The organism is Streptomyces sp. NPDC002784 (genome assembly GCF_053592135.1).
On record NZ_JBSFVD010000010.1, the window covers coordinates 119,022 to 144,556 of the forward strand.

At 71.8% G+C, this 25,535-nt stretch carries 25 protein-coding genes; 9 read left to right on the forward strand and 16 right to left on the reverse strand.

The window, feature by feature from the left end; translation table 11 throughout:
- Positions 1-10: 10 nt before the first annotated feature.
- Together ACWD1Z_RS19660 and ACWD1Z_RS19665 are read right to left on the reverse strand one after the other, a co-directional pair.
- Positions 11-1,651: an alkaline phosphatase D family protein gene (locus ACWD1Z_RS19660; protein WP_451120214.1), complete on the reverse strand. Its 1,641-nt coding sequence runs from the start codon at positions 1,649-1,651 to the stop codon at positions 11-13.
- 75 nt (positions 1,652-1,726) lie between these two features.
- A complete protein-coding gene (locus ACWD1Z_RS19665; protein WP_451120216.1) occupies positions 1,727-2,371 on the reverse strand; it encodes an HNH endonuclease family protein in 645 nt (214 codons plus the stop codon).
- 358 nt (positions 2,372-2,729) lie between these two features.
- On the opposite strand from ACWD1Z_RS19665, the gene ACWD1Z_RS19670 reads away from it, so the two are divergent.
- Together ACWD1Z_RS19670 and ACWD1Z_RS19675 are read left to right on the forward strand one after the other, a co-directional pair.
- Positions 2,730-3,311, forward strand: a complete 582-nt coding sequence (locus ACWD1Z_RS19670; protein WP_451120218.1) for a TMEM165/GDT1 family protein — start codon at positions 2,730-2,732, stop codon at positions 3,309-3,311.
- 207 nt (positions 3,312-3,518) lie between these two features.
- Positions 3,519-4,184 (forward strand): HAD family hydrolase, encoded by a 666-nt coding sequence (locus ACWD1Z_RS19675; protein WP_451120220.1) that lies wholly within the window; start codon positions 3,519-3,521, stop codon positions 4,182-4,184.
- A 161-nt stretch (positions 4,185-4,345) separates the two neighbouring features.
- Here ACWD1Z_RS19675 and ACWD1Z_RS19680 read toward each other — a convergent pair whose 3' ends face one another.
- Positions 4,346-5,263, reverse strand: a complete 918-nt coding sequence (locus ACWD1Z_RS19680; protein WP_451120222.1) for a peptidoglycan-binding protein — start codon at positions 5,261-5,263, stop codon at positions 4,346-4,348.
- Positions 5,264-5,444: 181 nt separating this feature from the next.
- Here ACWD1Z_RS19680 and ACWD1Z_RS19685 point away from each other — a divergent pair, with 181 nt between their 5' ends.
- A complete protein-coding gene (locus ACWD1Z_RS19685) occupies positions 5,445-7,490 on the forward strand; it encodes a DHA2 family efflux MFS transporter permease subunit (protein WP_451120224.1) in 2,046 nt (681 codons plus the stop codon).
- On the opposite strand, the gene ACWD1Z_RS19690 is transcribed toward ACWD1Z_RS19685, so the two are convergent.
- Entirely contained in the window at positions 7,474-7,965 is a 492-nt protein-coding gene (locus tag ACWD1Z_RS19690; protein WP_451120226.1) for a GNAT family N-acetyltransferase, read from the reverse strand. The two genes, ACWD1Z_RS19685 and ACWD1Z_RS19690, sit on opposite strands and share 17 nt — an antisense overlap.
- Before the next feature lie 109 nt (positions 7,966-8,074).
- On the opposite strand from ACWD1Z_RS19690, the gene ACWD1Z_RS19695 reads away from it, so the two are divergent.
- Together ACWD1Z_RS19695 and ACWD1Z_RS19700 are read left to right on the forward strand one after the other, a co-directional pair.
- Entirely contained in the window at positions 8,075-8,758 is a 684-nt protein-coding gene (locus tag ACWD1Z_RS19695; protein ID WP_451120228.1) for a hypothetical protein, read from the forward strand.
- 5 nt (positions 8,759-8,763) lie between these two features.
- Positions 8,764-9,249 (forward strand): hypothetical protein, encoded by a 486-nt coding sequence (locus tag ACWD1Z_RS19700; RefSeq protein WP_451120229.1) that lies wholly within the window; start codon positions 8,764-8,766, stop codon positions 9,247-9,249.
- Positions 9,250-9,279: 30 nt separating this feature from the next.
- Here the strand turns inward: ACWD1Z_RS19700 and ACWD1Z_RS19705 are convergent, their stop codons facing one another.
- The gene (locus ACWD1Z_RS19705) at positions 9,280-9,699 is read right to left on the reverse strand and encodes a DnaJ family domain-containing protein (protein ID WP_451120230.1); all 420 of its coding nucleotides are present in this window, start codon (positions 9,697-9,699) and stop codon (positions 9,280-9,282) included.
- Between the two features lie 79 nt (positions 9,700-9,778).
- On the opposite strand from ACWD1Z_RS19705, the gene ACWD1Z_RS19710 reads away from it, so the two are divergent.
- Positions 9,779-10,171, forward strand: coding sequence for a hypothetical protein (locus ACWD1Z_RS19710; protein ID WP_451120231.1), 393 nt, complete (start codon positions 9,779-9,781; stop codon positions 10,169-10,171).
- 19 nt (positions 10,172-10,190) lie between these two features.
- Here the strand turns inward: ACWD1Z_RS19710 and ACWD1Z_RS19715 are convergent, their stop codons facing one another.
- Positions 10,191-10,862, reverse strand: a complete 672-nt coding sequence (locus ACWD1Z_RS19715; RefSeq protein ID WP_451120233.1) for an O-methyltransferase — start codon at positions 10,860-10,862, stop codon at positions 10,191-10,193.
- A 253-nt stretch (positions 10,863-11,115) separates the two neighbouring features.
- On the opposite strand from ACWD1Z_RS19715, the gene ACWD1Z_RS19720 reads away from it, so the two are divergent.
- On the forward strand, positions 11,116-13,155 hold the full coding sequence (locus ACWD1Z_RS19720) for a phosphatase PAP2 family protein (RefSeq protein ID WP_451120234.1): 2,040 nt from the start codon (positions 11,116-11,118) through the stop codon (positions 13,153-13,155).
- Here ACWD1Z_RS19720 and ACWD1Z_RS19725 read toward each other — a convergent pair.
- Both ACWD1Z_RS19725 and ACWD1Z_RS19730 read right to left on the reverse strand, forming a co-directional pair.
- A complete protein-coding gene (locus tag ACWD1Z_RS19725; protein ID WP_451120381.1) occupies positions 13,118-14,719 on the reverse strand; it encodes a hypothetical protein in 1,602 nt (533 codons plus the stop codon). The genes ACWD1Z_RS19720 and ACWD1Z_RS19725 overlap by 38 nt on opposite strands.
- Before the next feature lie 181 nt (positions 14,720-14,900).
- Positions 14,901-16,133, reverse strand: coding sequence for a cytochrome P450 (locus ACWD1Z_RS19730; protein ID WP_451120235.1), 1,233 nt, complete (start codon positions 16,131-16,133; stop codon positions 14,901-14,903).
- 195 nt (positions 16,134-16,328) lie between these two features.
- Between ACWD1Z_RS19730 and ACWD1Z_RS19735 the strand changes: the two genes are divergently transcribed.
- Positions 16,329-17,498: a steroid 3-ketoacyl-CoA thiolase gene (locus tag ACWD1Z_RS19735; RefSeq protein WP_451120237.1), complete on the forward strand. Its 1,170-nt coding sequence runs from the start codon at positions 16,329-16,331 to the stop codon at positions 17,496-17,498.
- Here ACWD1Z_RS19735 and ACWD1Z_RS19740 read toward each other — a convergent pair.
- Positions 17,482-17,739 (reverse strand): DUF397 domain-containing protein, encoded by a 258-nt coding sequence (locus tag ACWD1Z_RS19740; protein WP_451120238.1) that lies wholly within the window; start codon positions 17,737-17,739, stop codon positions 17,482-17,484. The two genes, ACWD1Z_RS19735 and ACWD1Z_RS19740, sit on opposite strands and share 17 nt — an antisense overlap.
- On the reverse strand, positions 17,720-18,547 hold the full coding sequence (locus tag ACWD1Z_RS19745) for a helix-turn-helix domain-containing protein (RefSeq protein WP_451120240.1): 828 nt from the start codon (positions 18,545-18,547) through the stop codon (positions 17,720-17,722). The genes ACWD1Z_RS19740 and ACWD1Z_RS19745 overlap by 20 nt, the downstream gene beginning before the upstream one ends.
- Before the next feature lie 74 nt (positions 18,548-18,621).
- Here ACWD1Z_RS19745 and ACWD1Z_RS19750 point away from each other — a divergent pair, with 74 nt between their 5' ends.
- Positions 18,622-19,008, forward strand: a complete 387-nt coding sequence (locus tag ACWD1Z_RS19750; protein WP_389416306.1) for an ATP-binding protein — start codon at positions 18,622-18,624, stop codon at positions 19,006-19,008.
- Positions 19,009-19,107: 99 nt separating this feature from the next.
- Here the strand turns inward: ACWD1Z_RS19750 and ACWD1Z_RS19755 are convergent, their stop codons facing one another.
- The 6 genes from ACWD1Z_RS19755 to ACWD1Z_RS19780 all read right to left on the reverse strand — a co-directional run bounded on the left by ACWD1Z_RS19755 (position 19,108) and on the right by ACWD1Z_RS19780 (position 25,354).
- A complete protein-coding gene (locus tag ACWD1Z_RS19755) occupies positions 19,108-19,521 on the reverse strand; it encodes an aggregation-promoting factor C-terminal-like domain-containing protein (protein ID WP_451120241.1) in 414 nt (137 codons plus the stop codon).
- Between the two features lie 333 nt (positions 19,522-19,854).
- Complete coding sequence (locus ACWD1Z_RS19760; protein ID WP_451120243.1) at positions 19,855-20,697, reverse strand: ECF transporter S component; 843 nt, start codon at positions 20,695-20,697, stop codon at positions 19,855-19,857.
- Entirely contained in the window at positions 20,694-22,394 is a 1,701-nt protein-coding gene (locus tag ACWD1Z_RS19765) for an ABC transporter ATP-binding protein (RefSeq protein WP_451120245.1), read from the reverse strand. The genes ACWD1Z_RS19760 and ACWD1Z_RS19765 overlap by 4 nt, the downstream gene beginning before the upstream one ends.
- Positions 22,391-23,539, reverse strand: a complete 1,149-nt coding sequence (locus ACWD1Z_RS19770; protein ID WP_451120246.1) for a CbiQ family ECF transporter T component — start codon at positions 23,537-23,539, stop codon at positions 22,391-22,393. Before ACWD1Z_RS19770 ends, ACWD1Z_RS19765 begins: the two co-directional genes overlap by 4 nt.
- A complete protein-coding gene (locus tag ACWD1Z_RS19775; protein WP_451120248.1) occupies positions 23,532-24,152 on the reverse strand; it encodes an SCO2322 family protein in 621 nt (206 codons plus the stop codon). Before ACWD1Z_RS19775 ends, ACWD1Z_RS19770 begins: the two co-directional genes overlap by 8 nt.
- Positions 24,149-25,354 carry a prenyltransferase/squalene oxidase repeat-containing protein gene (locus ACWD1Z_RS19780; RefSeq protein ID WP_451120250.1) on the reverse strand — a complete coding sequence of 402 codons (1,206 nt, stop codon included), beginning with the start codon at positions 25,352-25,354 and terminating at the stop codon, positions 24,149-24,151. The genes ACWD1Z_RS19775 and ACWD1Z_RS19780 overlap by 4 nt, the downstream gene beginning before the upstream one ends.
- Positions 25,355-25,535 lie beyond the last annotated feature (181 nt).

Consider the following 25,535-nt stretch of genomic DNA (forward strand, 5'->3'; position numbering starts at 1 on the left):
AAAGGGACGATCAGGGGCTGAGTTCGGACTCCGTGACCGTCCGCAGCTGAGCCCCGCCGCCCTTCTGCGGGCGTGCCTGCTCCAGCCGCAGGGAGGCCGAGCGCCCCCGCATGGTCAGGGTCATCAGCTGGTTGCCGAACCAGGGCCCGCCCGTGCGCCGCCACTCGATCCGTGGCCGCGGCACCCCGCCGTGCCCGGCGAGCCGCCGCCCCAGCGCCCGCGCCACCGCGCTCCAGCCGAACCGGAACCCGAGCCTGATGTGCAGCGGGATGGAGTTGTGGACGGGGGAGCAGGTCAGCTGGACGACCCGGGCGCCGGGCCCCTCGTCGTCCGGCCAGGACGGCTCGGCGACGTACGCGTGATGGACGTCCCCCGACAGCACGCACACCGTCGCCGGCGCCTGGGGCCCCGAACCGGCCTCCCGGACCGCCTCCGCCAGCGCGTCGAAGGACGCCGGGAAGGCCGCCCAGTGCTCCAGGTCCGCGGCCCGCCTGAGCCGCTCCCCGAACCGGGCCCAGCGCTCGCCCCGTTCACCCCGGCACAGCGCGGCGTCCCATGCCTCGGCGTAGTGCACCAGATGCGGCAGCAGCCAGGGCAGCGAGGTGCCGATGAGGAGATGGTCGTAGCTCCCGGGCCCGTCGTGGACCTGCGCGCGCAGCCAGTCGGCCTCGCCCGGGTCGAGCATCGCGCGGTGCTGCTCGTCGAGGACGCGGGCCGCGCGGGTGTCGACCATCAGCAGGCGTACGCGGCCGAAGTCGCGCCGGTAGCTCCAGCGCACCGAGGCGGGGTCGGCGTCGGCCGCGATGGCGAAGTCGCGCAACGCGTCGGTGCCGTCGGAACTCTCGCGTACGGCGGCGTAGAGCGGGTCGGCGGCCAGCTCGGCCGGGGTGAGGTTGCCCAGGTGCTGGTGGACCCAGTACGACATCAGGCCGCTCAGCAGGCGCTCGCGCCACCAGGGGGTGGCCCGCATGTCGGCGAGCCAGGAGGCGGAGGTGTTCCAGTCGTCGATGACGTCGTGGTCGTCGAAGATCATGCAGCTGGGGACGGTGGAGAGCAGCCAGCGCACCTCGGGGTCGAGCCAGGACTCGTAGTAGAGGTGGGTGTACTCCTCGTAGTCCGCGACCTCGGCGCCCGGGGGTTCGCTCAGGTCGCGGCGGCCGGCGAGCCAGCGGCGGGTGTCCTCGGAGACCTCGTCGGCGTACACCTGGTCGCCGAGCAGGACCAGGACGTCCGGGCGCTCGCCCTCGGGGTCCGCCGCGATCCGGGCCGCGAGGGTGTCCAGGGCGTCCGGGCCGACCGGGTCGTCCCCGCCGTCCGGCGGGGAGGCCCAGCGGCAGGAGCCGAAGGCGACGCGGACCGTGTCGTCCGCGGCCGGGGTGCGGATCACCGAGGGCGGGAAACGGGAGTCCGGCAGCGGCCACACCCGGGTGCCGTCCAGGAACACCTCGTACGACTGTGTCGTGCCCGGTGCGAGGCCGGTCACCTCCACGAGGGCGTAGTGGTGCCCGGCGATCCGGAAGGTGCGGGACGCGCCGTGCGCGCCGTCCGCGCCGCGCACCTCGGCGGCGCACGGACGGCTCGTCTCGACCCAGACGGTCGCGGACGAACCACCGGCATGTCTCAGCAGCGGTCCCAGCCGCAGTTCGGCCACGCGATCACACTCCTCCGTCGCCCCGTACGGTACGGAACGACGGAGGAGTGTGGGTAGGTTCCGGGATCTTCCGGCTCAGCAGGCGTTCAGATGGCTGGTGAGGGCGCTCTTCTCGGCGGAGTCCACGGACAGGCCGTAGTAGTACTTCGTCTGGACCCAGGCGCGGACGTAGGTGCAGCGGTAGGCCGTGCGGGACGGCATCCAGGTGGCCGGGTCCTGGTCGCCCTTGGCCTGGTTGACGTTGTCGGTGACGGCGATGAGCTGCGGGCGGGTCAGGTCGTTGGCGAACGCCTGGCGGCGGGAGGTGGTCCAGCTGTCGGCGCCGGAGTCCCAGGCCTCGGCCAGCGGGACGAGGTGGTCGATGTCGACGTCGGAGGCGGCGCTCCAGGTGGCGCCGTCGTAGGGGGAGTACCAGCTGCCGCTGGTGGCGGCGCAGGCGGAGTCCTGGACGACGTTCGTGCCGTCACGCTTGAGGACGACCTCCCGGGTGTTGCAGGTGCCGGACTGGGTGATCCAGTGCGGGAAGAGGTCGCGGTTGTAGCCGGTGCGGTCCTCGGCCGTGACGGTGAGCGAGGCGAGGTAGCTGCGGGCGGTGGCGGCGCTCACCGGGGTGGGGAGGGCGGCGGAGGCGGTCGGCCCGTTGACGAGTCCGACGGAGGCTATGAGACCGGTGAACGCCGCGAGTATGCTCAGGCGTCGACGCGCGTAGAACTTCGGCATGCGAACTCCCTTTTGAAGTGGGGGCGTTGGGCGTGCGGGCGAGGGAATGCTCGCGACGCCGTGTTGCCGGGAGGTGTGCGTTGCGTGAGAAGCTAATGACGCGTGCATGACATGACAAGGTTTACGGTCGAACGATCACGTAAGATGGACGGCGCAGAAGGGGAGTAGCTCTTCGCCGGACCGTCGACATACTGCTCAGCTCGTCTGAGCCGGCGCCCGGAGGCGGACCTCGTCACAGGGGTCCCGCCAGCGAGACCTTCGGCAACGCAGTGCATCTTCCGTGTGCTGCCGTGCCGAGGTGTCTTTGTGCAAGAGGTACTGCACTCTCGGTGGGGTGGCCCCGACCGATTGAGGAACCTTGATCAGCTTCAGTGTGATGGCGCTCGTCTTCGGCGTCGTCTTTCTCGCGGAACTGCCGGACAAGACGGCGTTGGCGGGGCTCGTGCTCGGTACCCGGTACCGGGCTTCGTACGTCTTCGTCGGGGTGGCCGCCGCGTTCGCGCTGCATGTCGCCCTGGCCGTGGCCGCGGGGAGCGTGCTGACGCTGCTGCCGCAGCAGATCCTGCACGCCCTGACCGGTGTGCTGTTCCTGGGCGGCGCGGCGGTGCTGCTGCTGAAGAAGGACGAGGACGAGGCGGAGGTCCGCCGGCCCGAGAACCAGTCCTTCTGGAAGGTCTCCGGGGCGGGGTTCATGCTGATCCTCGTCGCCGAGTTCGGGGATCTGACGCAGATCATGACGGCGAATCTCGCCGCGCGGTACGACGATCCGCTGTCGGTGGGCCTGGGTGCGGTGCTGGCGCTGTGGGCCGTCGCGGGGCTGGGGATCGTCGGGGGCAAGGCGCTGATGAAGCGGGTGCCGCTGAAGCTGATCACTCAGATCGCGGCGCTGCTGATGCTGGGGCTCGGGGTGTGGAGCTTGTACGAGGCCATCGCGGGGTGATCTTCGGTCTCCGGCGCAGGCTGAGGAGGGTCGCGGATGGTCGCGGACGGTCTTCGCCTGAGCTGAACGGTCGGTGAACCTTTGCCGGGGTGGTGGCGGGATCATGGAAAGGTTTTGTACCGTAGAGAAACAAAGTGGCTCCCGCCCGTTTTCCCTGACCGGCGGGCGGGACCACCTTGTTTCCCGCCTCGTGCTTTGGAGCTGCCGATGACGGCCACCGCCGTGCTCACCGCCCGCGCCCTCCTGCTGGACATGGACGGCACCCTCGTCAACTCGGATGCCGTCGTCGAGCGGATCTGGCGGCGCTGGGCCGACCGGCACGGGCTGAACGGGGACGAGGTCATGAAGGTCGTCCACGGGCGGCAGGGGTACGCCTCGATGGCGTTGCTGCTGCCCGGGCGGCCCATGGCGCAGAACCACGCGGAGAACGCGCGGATGCTCGCCGAGGAGACGGCGGACATGGACGGTGTCGTCGCGATACCGGGGGCTGCGGAGTTCCTGGCCGCGCTGCGGGACGGGTCCGTGCCGCATGCGCTCGTGACGTCGGCGGATGTGGCGCTGTCCACGGCGCGGATGCGGGCGGCGGGGCTGGCGCTGCCGGATGTGCGGGTGACCGCGGAGTCGGTGGGCGCGAGCAAGCCGGATCCGGAGGGGTTTTTGAAGGGGGCCGCCGAGTTGGGGGTGGATCCGGGGGAGTGTGTGGTCTTCGAGGACTCGGGGGCCGGGATTCAGGCGGGGCGGGCGGCTGGGATGCGGGTGGTGGGGGTGGGGCCTCGGGCCGGGTTCCATGGGCCTGATGTGGTGGTGCGGGATCTGAACGAGGTGCGGGTGGAGGCGGTGGACGGCGGAGGCGTGCGGCTGTACGTGGGCTGAGGCCTGGTTGTTCTCGCCCCCGCCGCCCCTACCCGTCCCTCCCCCAGAGGGGGGACCCCCACTGGGGGCTGCCGCCCCCAGACCCCCGCTGTCGGCCCCTGAAGGGCCTCGTCCTCAAACGCCGGACGGGCTGAGGGTGCCGACCGTGTCACGAAAAGCCCCTACGGCTCCTGCGTCTCCGATTCCAGGCTTGCCCTCGTCTCCACGGTGTAGACGCCCAGGCTCTCCCTGCCCACCCCCCGGCTCCACTGGTAGTTCTTCAGGGCGTTCTCCAGCTGGTGGTTGAAGTTGCCGTTGATGTCGTCGTTGTAGAGCCAGAGCTGCTGCAGGCGGAGCTGGAGTTCCGTCACCTCAGCGCCCTTGTCGCCTCGGCGGAGGACCGGCGGGGCCGGGTCGGGGGCGGTCTCCCGGGGGGCGGCCTCCGAGGCCTTGGCCGGGGTGGGTGTGGGCGTCGGGGACGGTGACGTGGACGGCGTCGCGGACGCGCTCGTCGCGGACGGTGAGGGGGATGCGCTCCGCGTCGCCGACGGGCTCGCGGACGTGGACGAGGGGGACGGGGACGCCGACTTGGCGGTCGGCTCGGCCGCCTCGCTCGCCGTCGGGTCCGGGACGCTCGCCCGTACCGCCTCCGGGAGACTCGTGTCCCGGGTGGGGGACTCGTAGCTGAACAGGCCGCTCGCCATGCCCGCCGCCGCCACCACCCCGACCATCGCCGCCGCCGCCCCCAGCAACGCCACCGTCCTGCGGCGGCCCCTCGGGCGTCCCGTCCCTTGCTGCGCGGGCGCCGGAGACTCGGGCGGGGCCTCGAACAGGCCGATGTCCATCGCGTTCGGTTCCGCCGGCGACGGCGCCAGGGGCGTGCGCAGCGGCATCGTCGCCCCCGGGTCCGCCTCCGTGCCGTCCAGCTCGACGTACGGCCGTATCCGCAGCGGATCGAAGTCCTCCGCCGCCGCTGCCTGAGCCTCGCGCGCGTCGCGCAGGGCCTCGGACGCGCGCTGCGTGCAGGTGCAGGACGGCGTGCGGTCGGCCCCCCTGGCCGCCCCGCACTCCGGGCACCCGTGGTCCTCGTGGTCTGTCACCTGTTCGTCCCTTCCCCCTCGCGACTCCCCTCGCGAACTCCAGAGATTATGCAGATTTTCTTCACGGCGTCGTCGACGCGCCCCTGGTCCGGATGCGCATTCCGGATTCAACAGGCCATACGCGGCCGTACCCAGCACGATGGAAGGTGCATCGAGCCTCGGGAGGCCTGGGGAGGTCCGTATGGCCGGGGATACCCACACGCGGCACGGAACCGCGGTCCAGGAGAACGTGCCGGGCAATGTCCTCGTCCCGATCGGCGCGCTGCTGCTCGGGATGCTGCTCGCCGCGCTCGACCAGACCATCGTCTCCACCGCGCTGCCGACCATCGTCAGCGACCTGGGCGGCATGGACCACCTGTCGTGGGTGGTCACCGCCTATCTGCTGGCCTCGACCGCCGCCACCCCGCTGTGGGGCAAACTCGGCGACCAGTACGGGCGCAAGCGGCTCTTCCAGACCGCCATCGTGATCTTCCTCATCGGGTCCGCGCTGTGCGGCATGGCGCAGGACATGCCGCAGCTCATCGCCTTCCGGGCACTGCAGGGGCTGGGCGGCGGCGGGCTGATGGTGCTGTCCATGGCCATCGTCGGGGACCTCGTCTCACCGCGCGAACGCGGGCGCTACCAAGGGCTGTTCGGGGCCGTGTTCGGCGCCACCAGTGTGCTCGGACCGCTTCTGGGCGGGCTGTTCACGCAGCATCTGAGCTGGCGGTGGGTGTTCTACATCAACCTTCCCGTCGGGGTCGTCGCCCTCGCCGTCATCGCCGCCGCGCTGCACATCCCGCGCCGCACCGAGCGCCATGTCATCGACTATCTCGGCACCTTCCTCATCGCCGCCGTCGCCACCTGCCTGGTGCTCGTCGCCTCGCTCGGCGGCACCACCTGGGGCTGGGGTTCCCCGCAGATCGTCTCGCTCGCCGTGCTCGGGGTGATCCTCGCCGTCGCCTTCGTGGCCGCCGAGCGCCGGGCCGCCGAACCGGTGCTGCCGCTGAAGCTGTTCCGGATCCGCACCTTCACCCTCGCCGCCGTCATCAGCTTCATCGTCGGGTTCGCCATGTTCGGCGCGATGACCTACCTGCCGACGTTCCTCCAGGTCGTGCAGGGCGTCACCCCGACCATGTCCGGGGTGCACATGCTGCCGATGGTGCTGGGGCTGCTGCTGGCGTCCACCGCCTCCGGGCAGATCGTCAGCCGTACCGGGCGCTGGAAGGTCTTCCCGATCGCCGGCACCGGCGTGACCGCCCTCGGGCTGCTGCTCCTGCACCAGCTCCACGTGGACAGCTCCACGGCCGTGATGAGCACCTTCTTCTTCGTCTTCGGGCTCGGCCTCGGCCTCGTCATGCAGGTGCTCGTGCTGATCGTGCAGAACGCCGTGGCCTACGAGGATCTCGGCGTCGCCACCTCCGGCGCGACCTTCTTCCGGTCCATCGGGGCCTCCTTCGGCGTCGCCATCTTCGGCACCCTCTTCGCGAGCCGCCTCGACGACAAGCTCGCCGACGTCTTCCGGAGCGCCGAACTGCCCCCCGGCGTCTCGGTGGACGCCCTGGAGGCCGACCCGCGCGGCATCACCGAACTGCCCGCCGCGCTCCAGCCCGCCGCGGTGGAGGCGTACGCCACCTCCATCACCGACGTCTTCCTCTACGCCGCCCCCGTCGCCCTCGTCGGCTTCGTGCTGGCCTGGTTCCTCAAGGAGGACAAGCTGCGCGGCTCGGTCACCGCCCCGGACGTCACCGAGACGCTGGCCAGCAACCCGGTGCAGCGGTCGTCCTACGACGAGGTGTGCCGCGCGCTGTCGGTGCTGGGCACCCGGGAGGGGCGGCGCGAGATCTACCGCAGCATCACCGAACGGGCCGGGTACGACCTGCTCCCCGGGGCGAGCTGGCTGCTGCTGCGCATCAAGCGGTACGGGTGGGTGGAGCCAGGGCAGCTCGCCGAGCGCAGCACCGTCCCCCTGGCGGTGATCCTCGCCGCCGCCCGCCAGGTCGAGGAACGGCGGCTGGCCAGGCGCGAGGGCCTGGACCTCGTCCTGACCGACCAGGGGCGCGAGGTCGCCGACCGGCTTTCGCAGGCCCGGGAGGACTCCCTGGCCGCACTCCTCGGCGACTGGTGGGGCCCGGACCGGCCGACCGATCTGACGCAGCTGGTGAAGGAACTCAACGCCGAGCTGTGCGGCTCGGCCGGCGAACAGCCCCGCAACGGCCCGGCGCCCGGGATCAGCCGAGCCTCTTAGTGAACCAGTGATCGGCGTAGGGGTCGTCGTTGTGCGGCTCGGTCTCGGTGTAGCCGAGGCGCGCGTACAGGGCCCGGGCCTCGGTCAGATCGCTGCGGGTGTCGAGGACCATGCGGTCCGCGCCCATCGCGCGGGCGGCCTCCTCGGCGGCCCGGACCAGCAGCGGGGCGCCGCCCTTGCCGCGCAGGGACTCCGTCACGAACACCCGCTTCAGCTCGGCGGCCCCGCCGGACAGCAGCCGCACCCCGGCCGTCCCGGCGGCCTCCCCGGCGAACCGCGCCACCAGCAGCCGCCCCTTCGGCGGCCGGAGTTCGTCCCAGGTCGGGGCCGCGATCTCCCGCTCCAGCTCGGCCGGGTCGGTGCGGCGGCCCTCGTGCAGGAGGTAGTAGCGGTCGCTGACCTCCGTGTAATAGGTCCGCCAGAGGGCTGTGGCGGTGGGGGAGTCTGGGGCTTCCGGGGTGATGGTCCAGGTCATGGCCGTCATTGTCGGGCGCCGCCGTTTGAGGAGGTAAGTAGGGGCAACCCGGAGCGTGGTACCGGTTCGCAGGGAGGACCGGTTGGGTCGAGAACCCCGGAAGGCATACATGTCCACAGGTCTGATCATCGCTCTGATCGTGATCGTGGCGGTCGTTCTCATCGTCGCGGCCGTCCTGTTCCTGCGCGCTCGACGAGGCGGGCAGGGGGGTCGGAGCCTCAAGGGGCGCTTCGGCCCCGAGTACGACCGGGCCGTTGCCCGGCATGACGGTGACACCAAGGCCGCGGAGCGCGAGCTCTCCGAGCGGGTGCAGCGGCACGGTTCGCTGCAGGAGCGCCCGCTGGAGCCCGCGCAGCGGCAGCAGTACGAGGCGCGCTGGGCGGCTGCCCAGGAACACTTCGTCGACTCCCCGCAGCAGGCGGTGAGCGAGGCCGACCAGCTGCTCGCCGAGCTGGCAGGGGCCAAGGGTTTCCCGGACGGCGGTCGGTACGAGGAGCAGCTCGCCGCGCTCTCCGTCCACCACGCCCGTCACGTCGACGGCTACCGGCGCGTCCACCGCGCCGCGCACGCCGGAGCGGGCGGAGGCGCGGGGATGGCCGCGGTCGGGCAGAGTGGCACCGCCGGCACCGAGGAGATGCGCGAGGCCATGATCGAGGCCCGGCTGCTCTTCGAGGAGCTGGTGGGGCAGTCCGACAACAAGCGTCACCGGCCGGCTCGGGAGGAGTCTGCCAAGCCCACTGACGGTCACCACGCTCCGTGGGCGATCACCAGGCGTCACGCGAAGGGGAGCTGAGTGACATGACGGATGCGACACGCGGTACAGGAACGGGCGCGGGCATAGGCGCCGGCGCCGGTATGGGCGGCACGGGCACCGGCCGCACGCCGGGCGGAGAAGCGGCGGTGGGCGGCCACGCGGCCGACCCCACGCGCGCCACGGCCGCCACGACCGGCGGGGGCGGGGTGACCGGCCGCACGACCGGCCAGGCGGACCACACCGGCCAGGCGGGCCAGACGACCCCGCTGCTGCCCCGTGAGGAGTACGACAAGCTCGAGACCCGGCTCCAGCACGCCATGACCGGGTTCGTCGACGAGCCCCGGGCCTCCGTCGAGGAAGCCGACCAGGCGCTGGAGGAGCTCACCGGCCGGCTCACCGACGCGCTCACCCAGCGGCGGCGCACCCTGCGCGGCTCCTGGCAGGACGACGAGCGTTCCGCCGACACCGAGCAGCTCCGTCTCGCGCTGCGCGACTACCGCGAGCTGGCCGACCGGCTGCTGCGCGTCTGACGCCCTCAGGCGTCCGACGGATTGACGCCCTCAGGCGTCCGACGGATCCGCGAACCGGGCCTCCCGCCACCGTCGTACCACGTCCTCGACGTCGTACGGCTTCTTCCCGAGCGGGGGGCCCGGCGGCGGTTTGAACATCATGTCGCGGATCTTCGCGTTGATGTCCGTGACGATCTTCCTGACCAGCCGCTCGGTGGGCGCCCTCAGCGCCGCCTCCAGCGCGTCCTCCGCCTCCTTGCGCAGCGCGAGCGTCGGTGGCAGCACCGACAGCCCCTCGCGGGCCATCTTCTGCCTGACCCACCACAGTTCGTCGTACGCCGTGTCCGTGCCCGGCGGCAACGGCCGCCCCGCGCCGGGGAGATGGGCGAAGTCGCCGCGTCTCTCGGCGTCCCGGATCTGCTTGTCCACCCAGGACTCGAACGGGACGCCCGGTGGCTTTCGCTCGGTCATGACTCCATTGTGCCGGACAGGGTAGGGCCGGGCGATTTATCATGCGGCCGCTGTGTAAGGACACTTCAGGAGGACGCACGTGCTCGAACTCACCATGGCCGCCGTCACCGCGGCGGAGGAGGGTGCCACGGCCGGCATGCTCATGGCCGACGCGCCCAGCGAGCCGGGCGCCGTGCTCCGGGTGGGCCGCGACAAGTCGGTGTGCCGGCTGGCCACGCCCGACGACTGGCTGTTCGTGTCCCGGGTGCACCTGGAGTTCCTGTGCGGGCCGGACGGGACCTGGCAGGTGACCTGGCTGCGCGGCTCCCAGCCCGACCCGTCCTCCGACGTCCGGATCGCCATCGGCGCCTACGCCCAGGCCCTCGCCTACGGCGGCACCCTGCCGTTGCCCCGCGGCGGCAGCGGCGAGATCGTCGTACGGGACCGCACCGCGCCGCGCAGCGTCAACGTCGGCTTCTACCACGAGGCTTAGCCCGCGGCCGAAAAGTGCCCTACGCCAGCACCCGCGCCAGCAGGAAGCCGTCGTAGCCCTTGCTGCCCACCGTCTGGATCGCCGTACCGCTCAACCGCGGGTGGTCGCCGATGAGTTCGACGGCCGCCCGCGTGCCCTGGACGTCCGCCGCCGGGCTGTCCGCCTCCGCGATCCGGCCGTCGCGCACCACGTTGTCGACGATGATCAGGCTGCCCGCGCTGGTGAGCCGCAGCGCCCACTCCACGTAGTGGGCGTTGTTCGCCTTGTCGGCGTCGATGAAGACCAGGTCGAAGGGGGCCGGGTTCTCGTCGGCCAGCTGGGGCAGGGACTCCAGGGCCGCGCCGACGCGGACGTCGACCACCTTCTCCAGGCCCGCCCGGGCGATGTTGCGGCAGGCCACCTCGGCGTGCTTCGGGCTGTACTCCAGGGAGACCAGGCGCCCGTCGGCGGGCAGCGCGCGGGCCAGCCAGATGGTGCTGTAGCCGCCGAGGGTGCCGATCTCCAGGATGGTCCGGGCGCCCTGGATCAGGGCCAGCAGGTGGAGGAGCTTGCCCTGCGGGGCGGTGACGGCGGCGTGCGGGAGCTCCGCGGCCTCGCTGTCGCGTACGGCGGCCCGCAGCGCTTCGTCGTCCGGCGAGAGATGGGCGGTGAAGTAGTCGTCCACGGCGTCCCAGAGCTGCGAATCGCTCATGTACCTGTGCCTTTCCTAGGGCTAGTTAGAGCGGCTAAGTAGCGTCGCTAAGGAATATAGCCGTCTTGTGCCGTTGGCGGGCGACATGTCCGGCTCGGGACTATCGTCATTCGGACAAAAGCAGAGCGGACGTCAGGTGAAGCGAGGGTTGCCTGCGTCTCTTCCGGGGGTGGTACGGGCCCCATAGGGTTCGTGACGGGATCTCGCGTGGCACGCGACGCGTGGGACTGACGGGGCGGGAGGCCGACGAGGCGTGGCGAATGCGGAGCACAGCGGGCCACCGGTGGAAGGGTTCGGAGCGACGGCCGTCGGCACGGCCCGGGCACGCCTGCGCGTGGCCCGTATCGGCCTGTGGCTGATCGCCGCCGTCCTCGCGGTACGGCAGGTGGCCGTCGTCCTCAGCACGCCCCGCGGGGAGCGGCTGACGGATCTGGAGACCTGGGTCGGTCCGGACGGTGTCCTGCATGTGAACGGCTCCCTGTACGACTCGACGCGGTTCACCGGCACCCCTTTCGGGGGACTTGTGCTGAAGCCGCTGACCAAGTCCGCCGAGCAGGCGCTCGGCTGGGGCTGGACCTTCGGCACCCTGCTCCTGGTGGTCGCCCTCGGTCTGGTGGCGGCACGCGCCCTGCCGCAGCCCGTCAGCCGCCGGACCTCCCTGCTCGCCGCGCCCCTCGCGGTCAGCCTGCTGATGCTGTCGCTGCCGGTGCGCAACAGCTTCTGGCTCGGTCAGACCAGCATCATCCCGGTGCTGCTGGTGCTGGCGGGCTGCTTCGCCGTACGGGGCGGGCGGGCCGGCGGCGTGCTGATCGGCGTGGCCGGCGCGCTCCAGCCGACGCTGCTGCTGTTCGCGCCCCTGCTGTGGTTCACCGGCCGCAGACGGGCCGCCGCCGCCACCGGCGTGACCTTCGCCGCGGCGACCCTGCTCGCCTGGGCCGCGATGCCGCACGACTCGTACACCTACTGGGTGCACCACATGGCCGGCACCGGGCTCGGCGGACGCGCCGACGACCTGGCCAACCAGTCGCTGCACGGCGCCCTGTTGCGGCTGGGCCTGGACGGGCCGCTGGAGATCGCGCTGTTCCTGGTGCTCGCCGCGACCGTCGCCGCCCTCGGGGTGCGCCGGGCCGTGCGCTACGCCCGGGACGGACAGCTGCTGCTCGCCGTCGCCATCACCGGCTGCGCGGCCATCGTCGCCTCGCCCACCGCCTGGCAGCACCAGCTGCTGTGGGTGCTCCTCGCGGTCGTCGGCCGGGTCGGCAAGAAGGCCTCCGACCGGTATGTGTGGCCGGTCGCCGTCGTGCTGGTGATGACCCTCCCGGCGAAGATGATGCTGCCGAACATGGCGGCCCTGTACCCCCTGCGGGACAACGTCGTCCTGCTGGCCGCGCTCGCCGCCGCCACCTTCGTGCCGTTCCTGTCCCGCACCTCGCCCTACTACCAGGCGCCGCTGCCCACGCCGTACGCCGATCCCGTCCCCACCCGCTTCAAGCACGTGCCGCTGGTGCCGTTCCTGCGCCGGGTGCTGGCCCGTCCGAACCTGCTGCTGGAACTGCTGCTGATCCGGGTCACCTACGCCGCCTACTCCAAGGTCCGCCTCGCCGCGACCGGGGGCAGCAACTCCGCGGGCCGGGAGCGGGCCGAGGAACACGGCCAGCAGATCCTCGACCTCGAACGCCTCCTGCACCTCGACATCGAGCACACGCTCAACCACGCCGTGGTCAAGGTCGACGTGCTGCGGAACTTCTTCGACTTCTACTACACCTCGTTCCACTTCGTGGTCCCGCTGACCGTCCTCGGCCTGCTGTACTGGCGCCGCCCGGTCGACTATCGCTGGGCCCGCTCCGCCCTCGGCTTCGCCACCCTGCTCGCCCTGGTCGGCTTCTGGCTCTACCCGCTGGCCCCGCCGCGGCTGATGCCGGGCCTGGGGATCATCGACACCGTGCACGGGGTGCAGGACTTCTCCAAGCCGGACTACGGCACGCTCACCGCGCTCACCAACCAGTACGCGGCGATGCCGTCGCTGCACTTCGGCTGGTCGCTGTGGTGCGGTCTGGTCATCGCGATCGTCGCGCCGAAGGCGTGGATGAAGGCCCTCGGGCTCCTGCATCCCCTCTTCACGCTCACCGCGATCGTCGTCACCGGCAACCACTGGGTGCTGGACGCGGTGGGCGGCGCCGCGGTGGTCGGCGCCGGGTTCGGCCTGACGTATCTGCTCCAGGGCCCGCGCGCCCGGCCGGTGACGGCGCCGGCGGTCAGCAGCGAGCCGCTGAAGGACCGTACTCCGAGCTGATCCGGTACACGCCGGGCGAGTTCACCGTCAGCCGGGTGAACTCGCCCTGCCGGGACAGGCATCCGCCCTCCGCGCGCAGCCAGCGCGAGTACGCCACCCGCACGGTCACCGAACCGGCGCGCGGCAGCCGGACGACGAGGTCGGCGGCGGAGGACCGCACGACGGTCGCGGGCGCCGACACCAGGGGTACGGCGTCCCGCACCCGGTAGATCCGCCAGTGCGCGTCCCGCCACACCGGCTCCAGCCAGTCGGGCCGCCGCTCCCTGATGAGCCGCGCCTCGGCCTCGGCGTACCCGTCGGGCTTGCCGAGCGGCAGGACCACCAGACCGACCGCCCAACGGTCCAGCCAGGCCCGGTAGTTGGTGGCGTCGAAGGTGCCGTCGTAGAACAGGCGGGCCCGTTCCATGTCGAGCTGGCGGTTCCAGCCGCGGGCCATGGTGATGTGCGGGGCGAGCTGGACGGCCTCGCGGTGGTTGCGGGCCGGGACGACCTCGACCCGGGTGCGGTCGGCGCCGAGCACCTCCAGGGCCCGGACGACTCCGCTGGTCTCCTTCGCCCAGGCGGGCACCGTGGTGGAGACCACCAGGTCGTCGGCGGTCTTCTTGCCGACCCAGGCGATCGAGAAGACCAGCGCCGCCACCAGCAGAGTGCGCCGCACCCTGGCCAGGCCGGGCGCGCCGAGCAGGGCGGCCGACAGCACGGCGGGCGCGAACAGCTCCGCGAACCGCTCGACGTTCGTGCCGACGGGGGAGGGGATCAGATACGTCAGCACGGTCCCGGCCGCGTAGACCGCGCCGCTCCACCGGGCGACCCGCCAGGCGCGCGGCGCCAGCACGGTGACCGCGAGACCGAGGACGACCGGCGGCCAGACCCGGGCCGGGGGCATCAACTGCTCGCCGCTGAAAGGGAACAGCAGGGTCGTCACGCCGACGACCACGGCGGGCGGCACCAGCAGGGCCAGCGCCCGCCCCCAGTCCCGGACGAGCAGCATCGCCGCGCCCACGACCACCAGGAACAGGCCCGCCACCGGGCTCGCCATGGTCGCGAGGACCGCGTACGCCACCGCCAGGGCGATCCGGCGCTCCCGGGTGAGCAGAAGGCAGGCGGCCAGGCCGAACGCGATGCCGAGGGCGAAGGTGGTGCGGCCCGAGGCCACGTTGCACCACAGGGCGAGGGAGGCGAGCAGTGCCGGGGCGAGGGGGCGTCGGACGCCGGTGCGGGTGATGAGGACGGCCGCCAGCCAGGACGCGGCGAGCCCGGAGGCGACGGTGACCGTGCGCACGCCGAGGGCCGCCATCAAGTACGGCGAGATCAGGCTGTAGTTGGCGGTGTGCATCCCGCCGTACCAGACCAGGTTGTAGGCCGAACCGCCGTGCCGGGAGGCGAAGTCCGCCCAGGCCAGCTGGGCCGCGAGGTCGCCGCCGCCGGTGGCGAGGAGGGACCACCACAGGGCGTAGAGGGGCAGCAGCGGGAGGGTGGCGAGCAGGGGGATTCGGAAGGGGTGCTTCCGCAGGGGGGCCGTGCGGGTGCCGGGGCGGGTGGCGAGCTCGGCCGGCGGGTGCATCACGATCGAAGACGCCGTGGGGGGCGGTTTCGTTCATCTGTGCGTCACGGCGGAGCTCATCCGCCGGTCGCGGGGCGGCGGAGTTCATCTGCGGGTCGCGGGGCGGCGGAGTTCATCTGCGGGTCGCGGGGGAGGCAGGGGCGAGGCGGGGGATGAGGTGCTCCTGCCTCCCCCGGGTCTGTCAGGCCAGGCTCACCCGGAGGTGCTTCACGCCGTTGATCCAGGCCGAGCGCAGCCGGTCCGGGTCGCCCGCCAGGCGCAGGCCGGGCATCGCGTCGGCGACGGCGTTGAAGATGAGGTCGATCTCCAGGACCGCAAGGGACTTGCCGAGGCAGAAGTGCGGGCCCCCGCCGCCGAAGCCGAGGTGCGGGTTCGGGTCGCGGGTGATGTCGAAGGCGTCCGGGTTCTCGAAGACCTCGGGGTCGCGGTTGGCGGCGGCGTAGAACAGGCCCACCCGGTCTCCCTTCCTGATCGGCTTGCCGCCCAGTTCCGTGTCCTGCGTGGCGGTGCGCTGGAAGGAGTTGACCGGGGTCGCCCAGCGGACGATCTCCTCGGCCGCCGTCGCGGTCCGCTCCCGCCGGTACAGCTCCCACTGCTCGGGGTGGGTGAGGAAGGCGTGCATGCCGTGGGTGATGGCGTTGCGGGTGGTCTCGTTGCCCGCCACGGCCAGCAGCAGCACGAAGAAGCCGAACTCGTCCGAGCCCAGGCTGCCTTCGTCCGCCGCCGTCACCAGCGTGGTCACGATGTCCTTCGCCGGGCACTGCTTGCGGTCGGCGGCCATGTTCATCGCGTAGGCGATCAGCTCGGTGGCCGACTCCTGGCCGACCGCCTCGGTGATCGCGTACTCCGGATCGTCGTACGAGATCATCTTGTTGGACCAGTCGAAGATCTTGGCCCGGTCGTCCTGTGGGATGCCGATCAGCTCGGCGATGGCCTGCAGGGGCAGTTCGCAGGCGACCTCGGTGACGAAGTCGAACGGGCCGGTGTGCGCGCGGGCCTCCTCGGCTATCGCGTGCGCCCGGTCGCGCAGGCGCTGCTCCAGTGCCCGTATCGCGCGCGGGGTGAAGACCCGCTGCACGATCCCCCGGACCCGGGTGTGCTCGGGCGGGTCCATGTTCAGCAGGATCAGCCGCTGGGCGTCGATCGCGTCGCGCTCGATGTGCTCGTTGAACCGGATGATCGCGGTGTTGACCCAGGAGGAGAAGAGTTCCGGGTGCGTGGAGACGTACTTGACGTCCGCGTGCCGTGTGACGGCCCAGTACCCCTCGTCCTGGAAGCCGGCGAGATTGCCCGGCTGCGGGATCCAGCGCACCGGCTCGGCCCGCAGCTCGGCGTACTCCGGGAGGGGGACGCGGTGTCGGAGGAGGTCGGGGTCGGTGAAGTCGAACCCGTCGGGAAGCGCTGGACAGGGCATGGCGGCTCCAGCCATTGGCCGACTGAGGACAGCTGTCTGACGGACCATCAGTTGTCGCGCAACATAACGGCGCACCCCGAAGACTGCAAGACCCTTGCGGTGATGGGCGTCACGTCAGCAGACTGCACACAGAACTAGAACACGTACTAGTTGTGGATCTGGTTGTGCTGGTTCCGGATGAGAGGACCACCCCCCATGGCCGCCGAACCCGTGATCGTCGAAGCCGTCCGCACCCCCATCGGCAAGCGCGGCGGCGCGCTCGCCAACCTGCACCCGGCCTATCTGCTGGGCGAGACCTATCGCGAACTCCTCGGCCGCACCGGCATTCCCGCAGACTGCGTCGAGCAGATCGTCGGCGGTACGGTCACCCACGCCGGCGAGCAGTCCATGAACCCCGCGCGTACGGCCTGGCTCACCATGGGCCTGCCCTACGAGACCGCCGCGACCACCGTGGACTGCCAGTGCGGTTCCTCCCAGCAGGCGTCGCACATGACCGCGAACATGATCGCGGCCGGCGTCATCGACGTCGGTATCTCCTGCGGCGTCGAGGCGATGTCCCGGGTGCCGCTGGGGTCGGGGTCCAAGCACGGGCCTGGCAAGCCGTTCCCGGATGAGTGGAACGTGGATCTCCCCAACCAGTTCGAGGCGGCGGAACGGATCGCGCGGCATCGGGGGTTGACGCGCGAGAACGTGGACTCGCTGGGTTTGATCTCGCAGGAGCGGGCCGGTGTCGCCTGGGCCGAGGAGCGGTTCAAGCGGGAGACGTTCGCGGTCCAGGTGCCGACCACCGAGGACGAGCAGCGGGCCGGGCAGGGCATGTGGCGGCTCGTGGACCGGGACGAGGGTCTGCGCGACACGTCCATGGAGGCCCTGGCCCGCCTGAAGCCGGTCATGCCCACCGCGGTGCACACGGCGGGCAACTCCTCCCAGATCAGCGACGGCGCGGCGGCGATCATGTGGGCGTCCAAGCGGATGGCGCGGGCGCTGAAGCTGCGGCCGAGGGCGCGGATCGTGGCACAGGCGCTGGTCGGCTCCGACCCGCACTTCCATCTGGACGGACCGATCGACGCGACGAAGGCGGTGCTGGGCAAGGCGGGGATGTCCTTGCGGGACATCGACCTCGTCGAGATCAACGAGGCCTTCGCGTCGGTGGTGTTGAGCTGGGCCCAGGTCTTCGAGCAGAGCCTGGAGAAGGTCAACGTGAACGGCGGTGGAATCGCGCTCGGGCATCCGGTGGGGGCCACGGGGGCGCGGCTGATCACCACGGCACTTCATGAACTGGAGCGCACGGACAAGGAGTTCGCGCTGGTGACGATGTGCGCGGGGGGCGGCTTGGCCACCGGCACGATCATTCAGCGGCTGTAGTCGACGTCCAGTTCACGAAGGTGGTGAAGGTGGCGGGGTCGATGGTGAGGATCGGTCCCGTCGGGGTCTTGGAGTCGCGGATGGCGACGGCGGTGGTGCCTTCGGCGACCTCGACGCACTGGCCACCCTGGTCACCGCTGTGAGTGGACTTGCGCCAGGCAAGGGGCCCCATCGGCGCGCACTCGACACACTCGCCGCCCTGGTCACCGCTGTATGTCGACCTACGCCAGTTGCTCTCCATAGCGGTCCTCCATCACGCGTCGGATCAGCTCCGCCGAGTCCTTGAGGGAGAGAGCGGCGGCTTGCAGATGATCGTAACGGAGCGAGCAGTCCTTGACCGTGTCCGGGTTGGCGGTCGGATGCCCACTGCCGTAACCCTCGGTGTAGACGATGGTCGGATCACCGGCGAAACGGAAGACGGTGAACGAGCCTTGCAGCCCCGCGTGCGCACCCGCCGCGAACGGCAGCACCTGGACGTTGATTCGGGGATTGCTCTCGAAGGACAGCAGGTGGGCGAGTTGCTGCCGCATGACCTCCGGGCCGCCGACCTGCTGGTGGAGTGCCGCCTCGCTGAGGATCATCCAGAAGACCGGCGGCTCCTCCTTCTCGAAGATGCACTGCCGGGCCAGTCGGACGGCGGTGCGGTCGTCGAGGTTGGTCTCGTCGAGCACGCCGAGGACTGCGCGGACGTACTCCTTGGTCTGGAGGAGACCGTGCACCATGTGCGTCTGGAAGGTGCAGATTTCCATAGCCCGGACTTCCAGCTCCGCGACCTGCTGAAACCACGCCGGAAGTTGACTGCGCATCACCAGCGCGACGAGGCGGGACAGTAACCCGCCCGTGTTCAGGGCCGCGTCGGCGCGTTGGCTGAACTCCAGCGTCGGAAGTTTCCGGGCCGTCTCGATCTGACCGACAAGTGACCCGGTGTAGTTGAGGATCTCGCCCAACTGGCGCTGGGTGAGACCGGCGGCCTCGCGGTACCGGCGCAGCTCGAAGCCGTAGTAGTCGAGAGGCGAGGCGCCCGGATCCAGAACGTTGACGTGCGTCACGAAGTGCCCCCACTCCAGAGCATGTTGTGTTCGACCTGTAGCCCAGAGTAGTTCCGCGAGGTCAGGCTCGTACCGTGAACGAACACATTCCCCCTGGGTACTCCATGCACCTCACGGTCGGTGAGCACTCGGCGCGGCACATCCGCCGGATCGTCCGCTCGCTGCTGGCCGACTGGGAGATGCCGGAGCTGTACGACGCCGTCGCGCTGGGAGTGACCGAGCTGGTCGCCAATGTCGTACGCCATGTCCCGGACCGGCGATGCCGGCTGCTGGTGCTGCGGCGGGAGGCCGGGGTGCGGGTGGAGGTGGCGGACGGGTGTCCCGAAGTCCCGTGCATGGAGAGCCGGTTGCCGTTGGACTCGGAGGGTGGGCGGGGGCTGGTGCTGCTCAGTGAGGTGGCGGAGAAGTGGGGGGTCGACCGGCGGGACGGGGGTGGGAAGACGGTGTGGTTCGAGGCCTGACCCCGCATCCGCCTGGCGGAATCAAGCTCCGCCGCACGAACGAAACCGCACCCGTGCGGACACGGGTGCGGTTTCGTTGCGTCGGGGGATCGGCTCGGCTTAGTACCAGCCGTTGGCCTGCCAGAAGTTCCAGGCGCCGCAGGCGCTGCCGTAGCGGTCCTTCATGTAGTCGACGCCCCACTCGATCTGGGTGGCGGGGTTGGTCTTCCAGTCGGAACCGGCGGAGGCCATCTTCGAGCCGGGCAGGGCCTGGACGAGGCCGTACGCGCCGGAGGAGGCGTTGGTGGCGTTCGCGTCCCAGCCGCTCTCGTGCTCGACGATGTTGGAGAAGCACTGGTACTGGGCCGAGTTGCCGATCATCTTCTTCGCGGTCGCCTGGGCCGACGCCTCGGAGACGGCGGCCTGCGCGGGCGCCGCGGTGAAGATCGCACCGGCGGCGGCAGCGGCCACGGCGGTACCGGCGAGGGCCTTCTTCGGGGTGGCGATGGTGCGGAGGAAAGAAGCGGCGGACAAGGCGGTGACCTTTCGTCGGGGACGGTATGGCCGCGGCATGCCGTCACCACGCGGGGCGTGGGGGACATGCGTCGGCGCCGAGGCCCGTGGGCTCGTCGGCGCCGTGCGACGTCATCCAGATAAGCAGGCCGGGAGGGGGTCCGCAATGACCCCATTTGCTAGTTGTGGCCGTATGTGGGGTACATGCTTCTCGTGTGACGTGGCTCTCAATGAGCAGGTCAGGAGCCCTTTTGGTGTGGACATGGCGTCCAATTTGTCCACTAGGTCGGGTCGTAGGTGATGTGGGTCATGTGGGGTGGTTCACCGTGGCGCTGACCGTGTGCGTACGGGGGCTTACGCGCCGGGTCCGTCGAATGTGACCGGCGCCTCGAAAGCCGCCCTGCGCGTGGCCCGGCGCAGCGCCTTGAGGATCGCCGGGCCGAGGGTCAGGGTCAGCACGACCGTCATCAGGGCCCGGCCCAGGTCCCACCCGAGGGAGGTGGCCAGGCAGTACACGACGAACCGGGCCAGGTTGGCGGGGACGCCCGCGTCCGGGTCGAAGGCGATGTTCGAGGCCTGTTCCTTCAGGAAGGGCCAGCCCGCGAGGTTCGTCATCGCCCCGTAGGCGAAGGCGGCGACGAAGCCGTACGCGGCGATCAGCAGCAGCTCCGCCCGCCCGCGGATCCTGTCCGGGCCCGGGAGCAGCCCCGCGCCCATGGTGAACCAGCCCATCGCCAGCATCTGGAACGGCATCCACGGTCCCACCCCGCCCGTGAGCAGCGCGGACGCGAACATGCTCAGCGCGCCGAGAACGAACCCGAAGCCGGGGCCGAGGACCCGCCCGCTGAGCAGCATCAGGAAGAACATGGGCTCCAGGCCGGCCGTCCCCGCGCCGATCGGGCGCAGGGCCGCTCCGGTGGCCGCGAGTACGCCCAGCATGGCGACCGCCTTCGGGCCCAGGCCGGACTCGGAGATCGTCGCCGCGACGACCGCGACCAGGAGGATCAGCAGTCCCGCGAACAGCCAGGGGGCGTCCTCGGAGTGGGCGCTGGTCCGGGAGCCGGGCGGGGCGAAGAGGGGCCAGCCGATGGCGGCCAGGCCGACCGCGCTGACCAGGGTGAGGGCGGCGATCGAGCGGGGGCCGAGGCGGATGGGGCGGGCCTGCGGGGTGGGGGGTGGAGTGCTGTTCGGGGTCATGAGAGGGCCCGCTCGACCTGGGCGACCGTGAGCCACTGCTGCGGGGCGAGGATCTTGGTGACCTGCGGGGCGAAGGAGGGGGACGACACCACCACCTCCGCCGTGGGGCCGTCGGCGATCACCTCTCCCTCCGCGAGAAGCAGCACGCGGTGGGCCAGCTCGGCGGCCAGCTCCACGTCGTGCGTGGCCAGGACGATCGCGTGGCCCTCGGCCGCGAGCCCGCGCAGGAGCGTGACCAGGCGGGCCTTCGCCGCGTAGTCCAGGCCCCGGGTCGGTTCGTCGAGCAGGAGCAGGGGCGGGCGGGCGGTCAGTACGACGGCGAGCGCGAGCGCCAGGCGCTGGCCCTCGGAGAGGTCCCGGGGGTGGGTGTCGTCGCTCACCCCGGGCAGCAGCTCGGTGACCAGGGCGCGGCAGGTGCCGGGGGTGGCGTCCGCGTCGGCGTCGGCCGCAGCGCATTCGGCGGCGACCGTGTCGGCGTAGAGGAGGTCGAGGGGTTCCTGCGGGACGAGGCCCACGTGGCGGATCAGGTCGGGGGGTGCGGTGCGGTGGGGGGTGACTCCGCCGACGCGGACCTCGCCGGAGGAGGGTTCCACCAGGCCGACGAGGGTGTTGAGCAGGGTGGACTTTCCGGCGCCGTTGCGGCCCATGAGGGCGATGGTCTCCCCGGGGGTGACGGTGAGGTCGATCTTGCGGAGGCTGCGGATGCGGTTGCCGCGGGTGACGGTCAGGTCGCGTACTTCGGCGGTGTGAGGGGAGGGTGGGGTGCTGGGGGTGCGGCGGAACCAGCGGCGGGGGTGGGGGGCTGTGGTTTGAGGGCAGCTGCGGGTTCGTTGTGGCTGGTCGCGCAGTTCCCCGCGCCCCTTGGGGGAGTCGGTGTCCCGTTCCTGTAGCTGTTCCCGTAGGTCGGCTGCCCTTCTGCGGGCGTCCCGGACCGTCAAGGGCAGAGGCGTCCAGCCCGCCAGGCGGCCCAGGGCCACGACCGGTGGGGTGACCGGGGAGATCGCCATGACCTCCGCCGGGGGGCCGAGGACGGGGGCCGCTCCCGGGGAGGGGAGCAGGACCACGTGGTCGGCGTACTGGATGACCCGTTCCAGGCGGTGCTCGGCCATCAGGACCGTCGTACCCAGGTCGTGGACGAGGCGCTGGAGGACCGCCAGGACCTCCTCCGCCGCCGCCGGGTCCAGGGCGGAGGTCGGTTCGTCGAGGACCAGGACCTGGGGGTGGGGGGTGAGGACCGAGCCGATCGCCACGCGCTGCTGCTGGCCGCCGGAGAGGGTCGCGATCGGACGGTCGCGCAGATCGGCCAGGCCCAGCAGGTCGAGGGTCTCCTCGACCCGGCGGCGCATGACGTCCGGGGCCAGGCCCAACGACTCCATGCCGTAGGCGAGTTCGTCCTCGACCGTGTCCGTCACGAAGTGGGCGCGGGGGTCCTGGCCCACCGTGCCGACCACGTCGGCGAGTTCGCGCGGCTTGTGGGTGCGGGTGTCACGGCCGGCGACGGTCACCCGGCCGCGCAGGGTGCCCCCGGTGAAGTGCGGGACGAGGCCGCTCACGGCGCCCAGGACCGTGGACTTGCCCACGCCCGACGGGCCCACGAGCAGGACGAGTTCGCCCTCCGGCACCTCGAAGTCGATGTGCCGCACCGTGGGTTCGCGCTGTCCGTCGTACGTCACGGAGACGTTCTCGAAGCGGATCACGACGGCTCCTTCGGGGTGGGGGCGAGGACGGCGGGGAGCAGGCCGAGGAGGATCGCCGCGGCGGGCCAGAGGGGCAGGGTGGGGGCGGTCAGGGGGATCACGCCGGGCTCCAGGGCCGCGGGGTCCTGGGCCTCGGCCAGGAACATGAGCGCGGCGACCGCCGTCCCGGACGCCGTCACCAGCCAGGCCCGCGCGTCCCAGGGGTCGGGGCGGTAGCGGGTGCGGGTGGCTCGGCGGCCGCCCAGGCGCAGGCCGACGAGGGCGGTGGTGAGCCCGGCGAGGAGGACGGGGAGGCCGTAGGTGCCGCCCTCCGGCGTCAGGACGCCGTAGGTCCCGGCGCAGACGCCGAGCAGGCCGCCGAGGGTGAGGGCGGTGGTGGTACGGCGTACGGCGGGCGGGACGTCGGCGGTACGGCCGTGTCCGCGGGCGTCCATCGCGGCGGCGAGGGCGACCGAGCGTTCCAGGGCGCCCTCCAGGACGGGCAGGCCCACTTGGAGCAGGCCCCGGACTCCCTTGTCCTGGCGGCCTCTCAGGCGGCGGGCGGCCCGTAGGCGCTGGACGTCCGCGATGAGGTTCGGGGCGAAGGTGAGCGCCACGACCACCGCGACGCCCATCTCGTACAGGGCGCCCGGGAGGCATTTGAGGAGGCGGGTGGGGTTGGCGAGGGCGTTCGCCGCGCCCACGCAGATCAGGAGGGTGGCCAGCCGCAGGGCGTCGTAGAGGGCGAAGACGATGCCCTCCGCGTGGACCCGGCCGCCCAGGCGGATGCCCTGCGCCCAGTCGGGCAGGGGGATCTCGGGGAGGGTGACCAGGGTGTGGGTGCCGGGGATGGGGGAGCCGAGGACGACGGCGAAGGCGAGGCGGATGAGGATGACGGCGAGGGCGAGCTTGACGAAGGCGTCGTAGGAGCGGGACCAGGGGGTGTTCTGGCGGCAGGTCACGACGACGTAGGCGGACGTGGCTATGAGGAGGGTGAGGAGGAGGGGGTTGGTGGTACGGGTCGCCGCGGTGCCGAGGGCGAGGGACCAGAGCCACCAGGCGCCGGGGTGGAGGGGGACGCGGGGCGTGGGCCCGGGCGGGGTGGGTTCGCTCACCGGCGCTTGCCGGGTGCCGCTGCGCCCCGAACGGCTGGGCGCCTTACCCATGCCCGCGTCGGCGTGCCTGCCAGATTGCCGCCGCTCCCAGGGTCGCCACGCCCGCTACGCCTGCCCACAGGCCCACGGACGGGCCGCCCGTCTTCTCCGTGCTCTTAGGCGCCGACTTCACCACCTTCTCGCCGCAGCCCGCGCCCGGGTAGCCCGCGATGGCGCACAGCAGGGCGTTGGAGTCGTAGCGGAGCGGCTTGGCGACCGAGGCCAGCGCATCCGCCGTGGTGGCGTCCTCGCCGACCCGGGCGCAGGCCGTGCGGAGCTTCGGCGGGGTCTGCCCCGAGGGGGACTCCGCCTTGGTGCCGAAGTCGATCACCAGGGCCACCCGCTTCTCGCCGTCCCGTGCCGGTGTCCGCGCGCAGATCGCGCCGAAGGACGCCGTGCCGCGCGGGGTCGCCGCGTCCGACGAGTCCTCGCTCAGGGTGAAGCGGAACCCCTGGACGTCGCCGTCCGAGGGGACCGTCGTGGACGGGCCCAGGGTGGCGTACGTCCAGGACGAGCCGTCGCGGTCCCAGAAGGACCAGTAGCGGTAGCCGGCGGCCTGCGCCGAGGGGGCCGCGGCCCACAGGGCGAGCACGGCCAGCAGCAGTGCGCAGGCCCGGCGTGTCACAGCTGCTGCCCCTTGTTGCGGCCGGTGAACAGGAAGCCGACGCCGATGCCCGCGACCAGGCCCACGCCGATGATCCACCAGACGCTGACGCCGTCCTCGTCGTCCTCCTTCTCGGCGGCCTTCGCCGTGGCGGTGGCCTGCCTCCGCGGCTCCGGGCCGGTGGCGTTGAGCTGCTTCACCAGGTCCGTGCCGCCGAAGTTGCGCGGGTCCGCCCCGGCCGCCTCGGCCGCGAGGATCAGCTGGGCGTAGGCGGCGGGGCCGTTCTGCTTCGCCCAGTCCGCGGAGTTCTTCTCCAGCCAGGTCAGCGGCTTCTCCGCCGCCTTCGGACCGGCCGTCACGGCGAGCGCGACGACCGCGTCGGCCGTGTTGCCGTAGTCGGGCTGGTCCTCGGCGCCGGCGAGGGCGGACATCAGGTGGCTGTCCTTCTTCATCGCCTCGGCGAGGTAGGACGCGCCGTTGGCGGCGACCTGGTCGGGCTCGGTGGCGTCGGCGCAGCGCAGGTCGGTGTCGCCGGCCGCCTTCGCCGACCCCATGCTCATGCCCTTCAGGCCGAGCACGGCCGCCGCGGTCGCGTCCGCGTTGGCGGTGAGCTTGCCCTTCTTGTCGGGCTGGTAGGCGAAGGCGCCGCCGTCCTCGCAGGGCAGCGCCAGCTCGCGCAGGGCGTCGTAGGGGGACGTGCCGCCCTTGACCGCGGTGTCGGGGTCCTGGCCCACGGCGTTGAGGGCGCCGATGACGACAGACGTGGAGTTGGCGTCGCTCGGGCCGCCGGGGGTGTAGCCCCAGCCGCCGTCCTTGTTCTGCACGCTCTTCAGCCACTGGACCGACTTGAGGGCGACGTCCATGTGGTCGCCGTCACCGGCCAGGGCCTGGGCCGCGGCGGCCGTGCTGTTGGTGTCGACCATGACCTTGGCGTCGCAGGGCTTGGCGGGCTCGGCGCGGAAGGCGGCGAAGGAGCCGTTGCCGCACTGCTGCCCGACCAGCCAGTCGACGGCCTTGGTGGCGGGCCGCACATCCGACTTGTGCTGCGCGATCAGGGCCAGCGACTGGCGCCAGACGCCGTCGTACGTCGGATCGGCGGTGCCGTACAGACCGGAGGGGATCGCCACGGACGGCGACGGTGACGGGGACGCGGCCATGACGGGCGTGGCCGTGCCGATCACGGCGGTGGCGGCCAGGACCGCGGCGCTGCGGCGGACGTTCATGATCGGCGGGTGCCTCTCCCTGGGGGAGCCGGGCAGCACGGGACGACCCCGGGCGGCTCGGCTCCGCAGACCTCGACGGTGCCGTACGGCGGCGGGCTGCCGACGCACGTGAGCCGTTTCACGTACCCGTGCGGGGCAGTCCGGCTCGCAGCTTGCAGCTGGTCACGGTGGGGGCACCTCC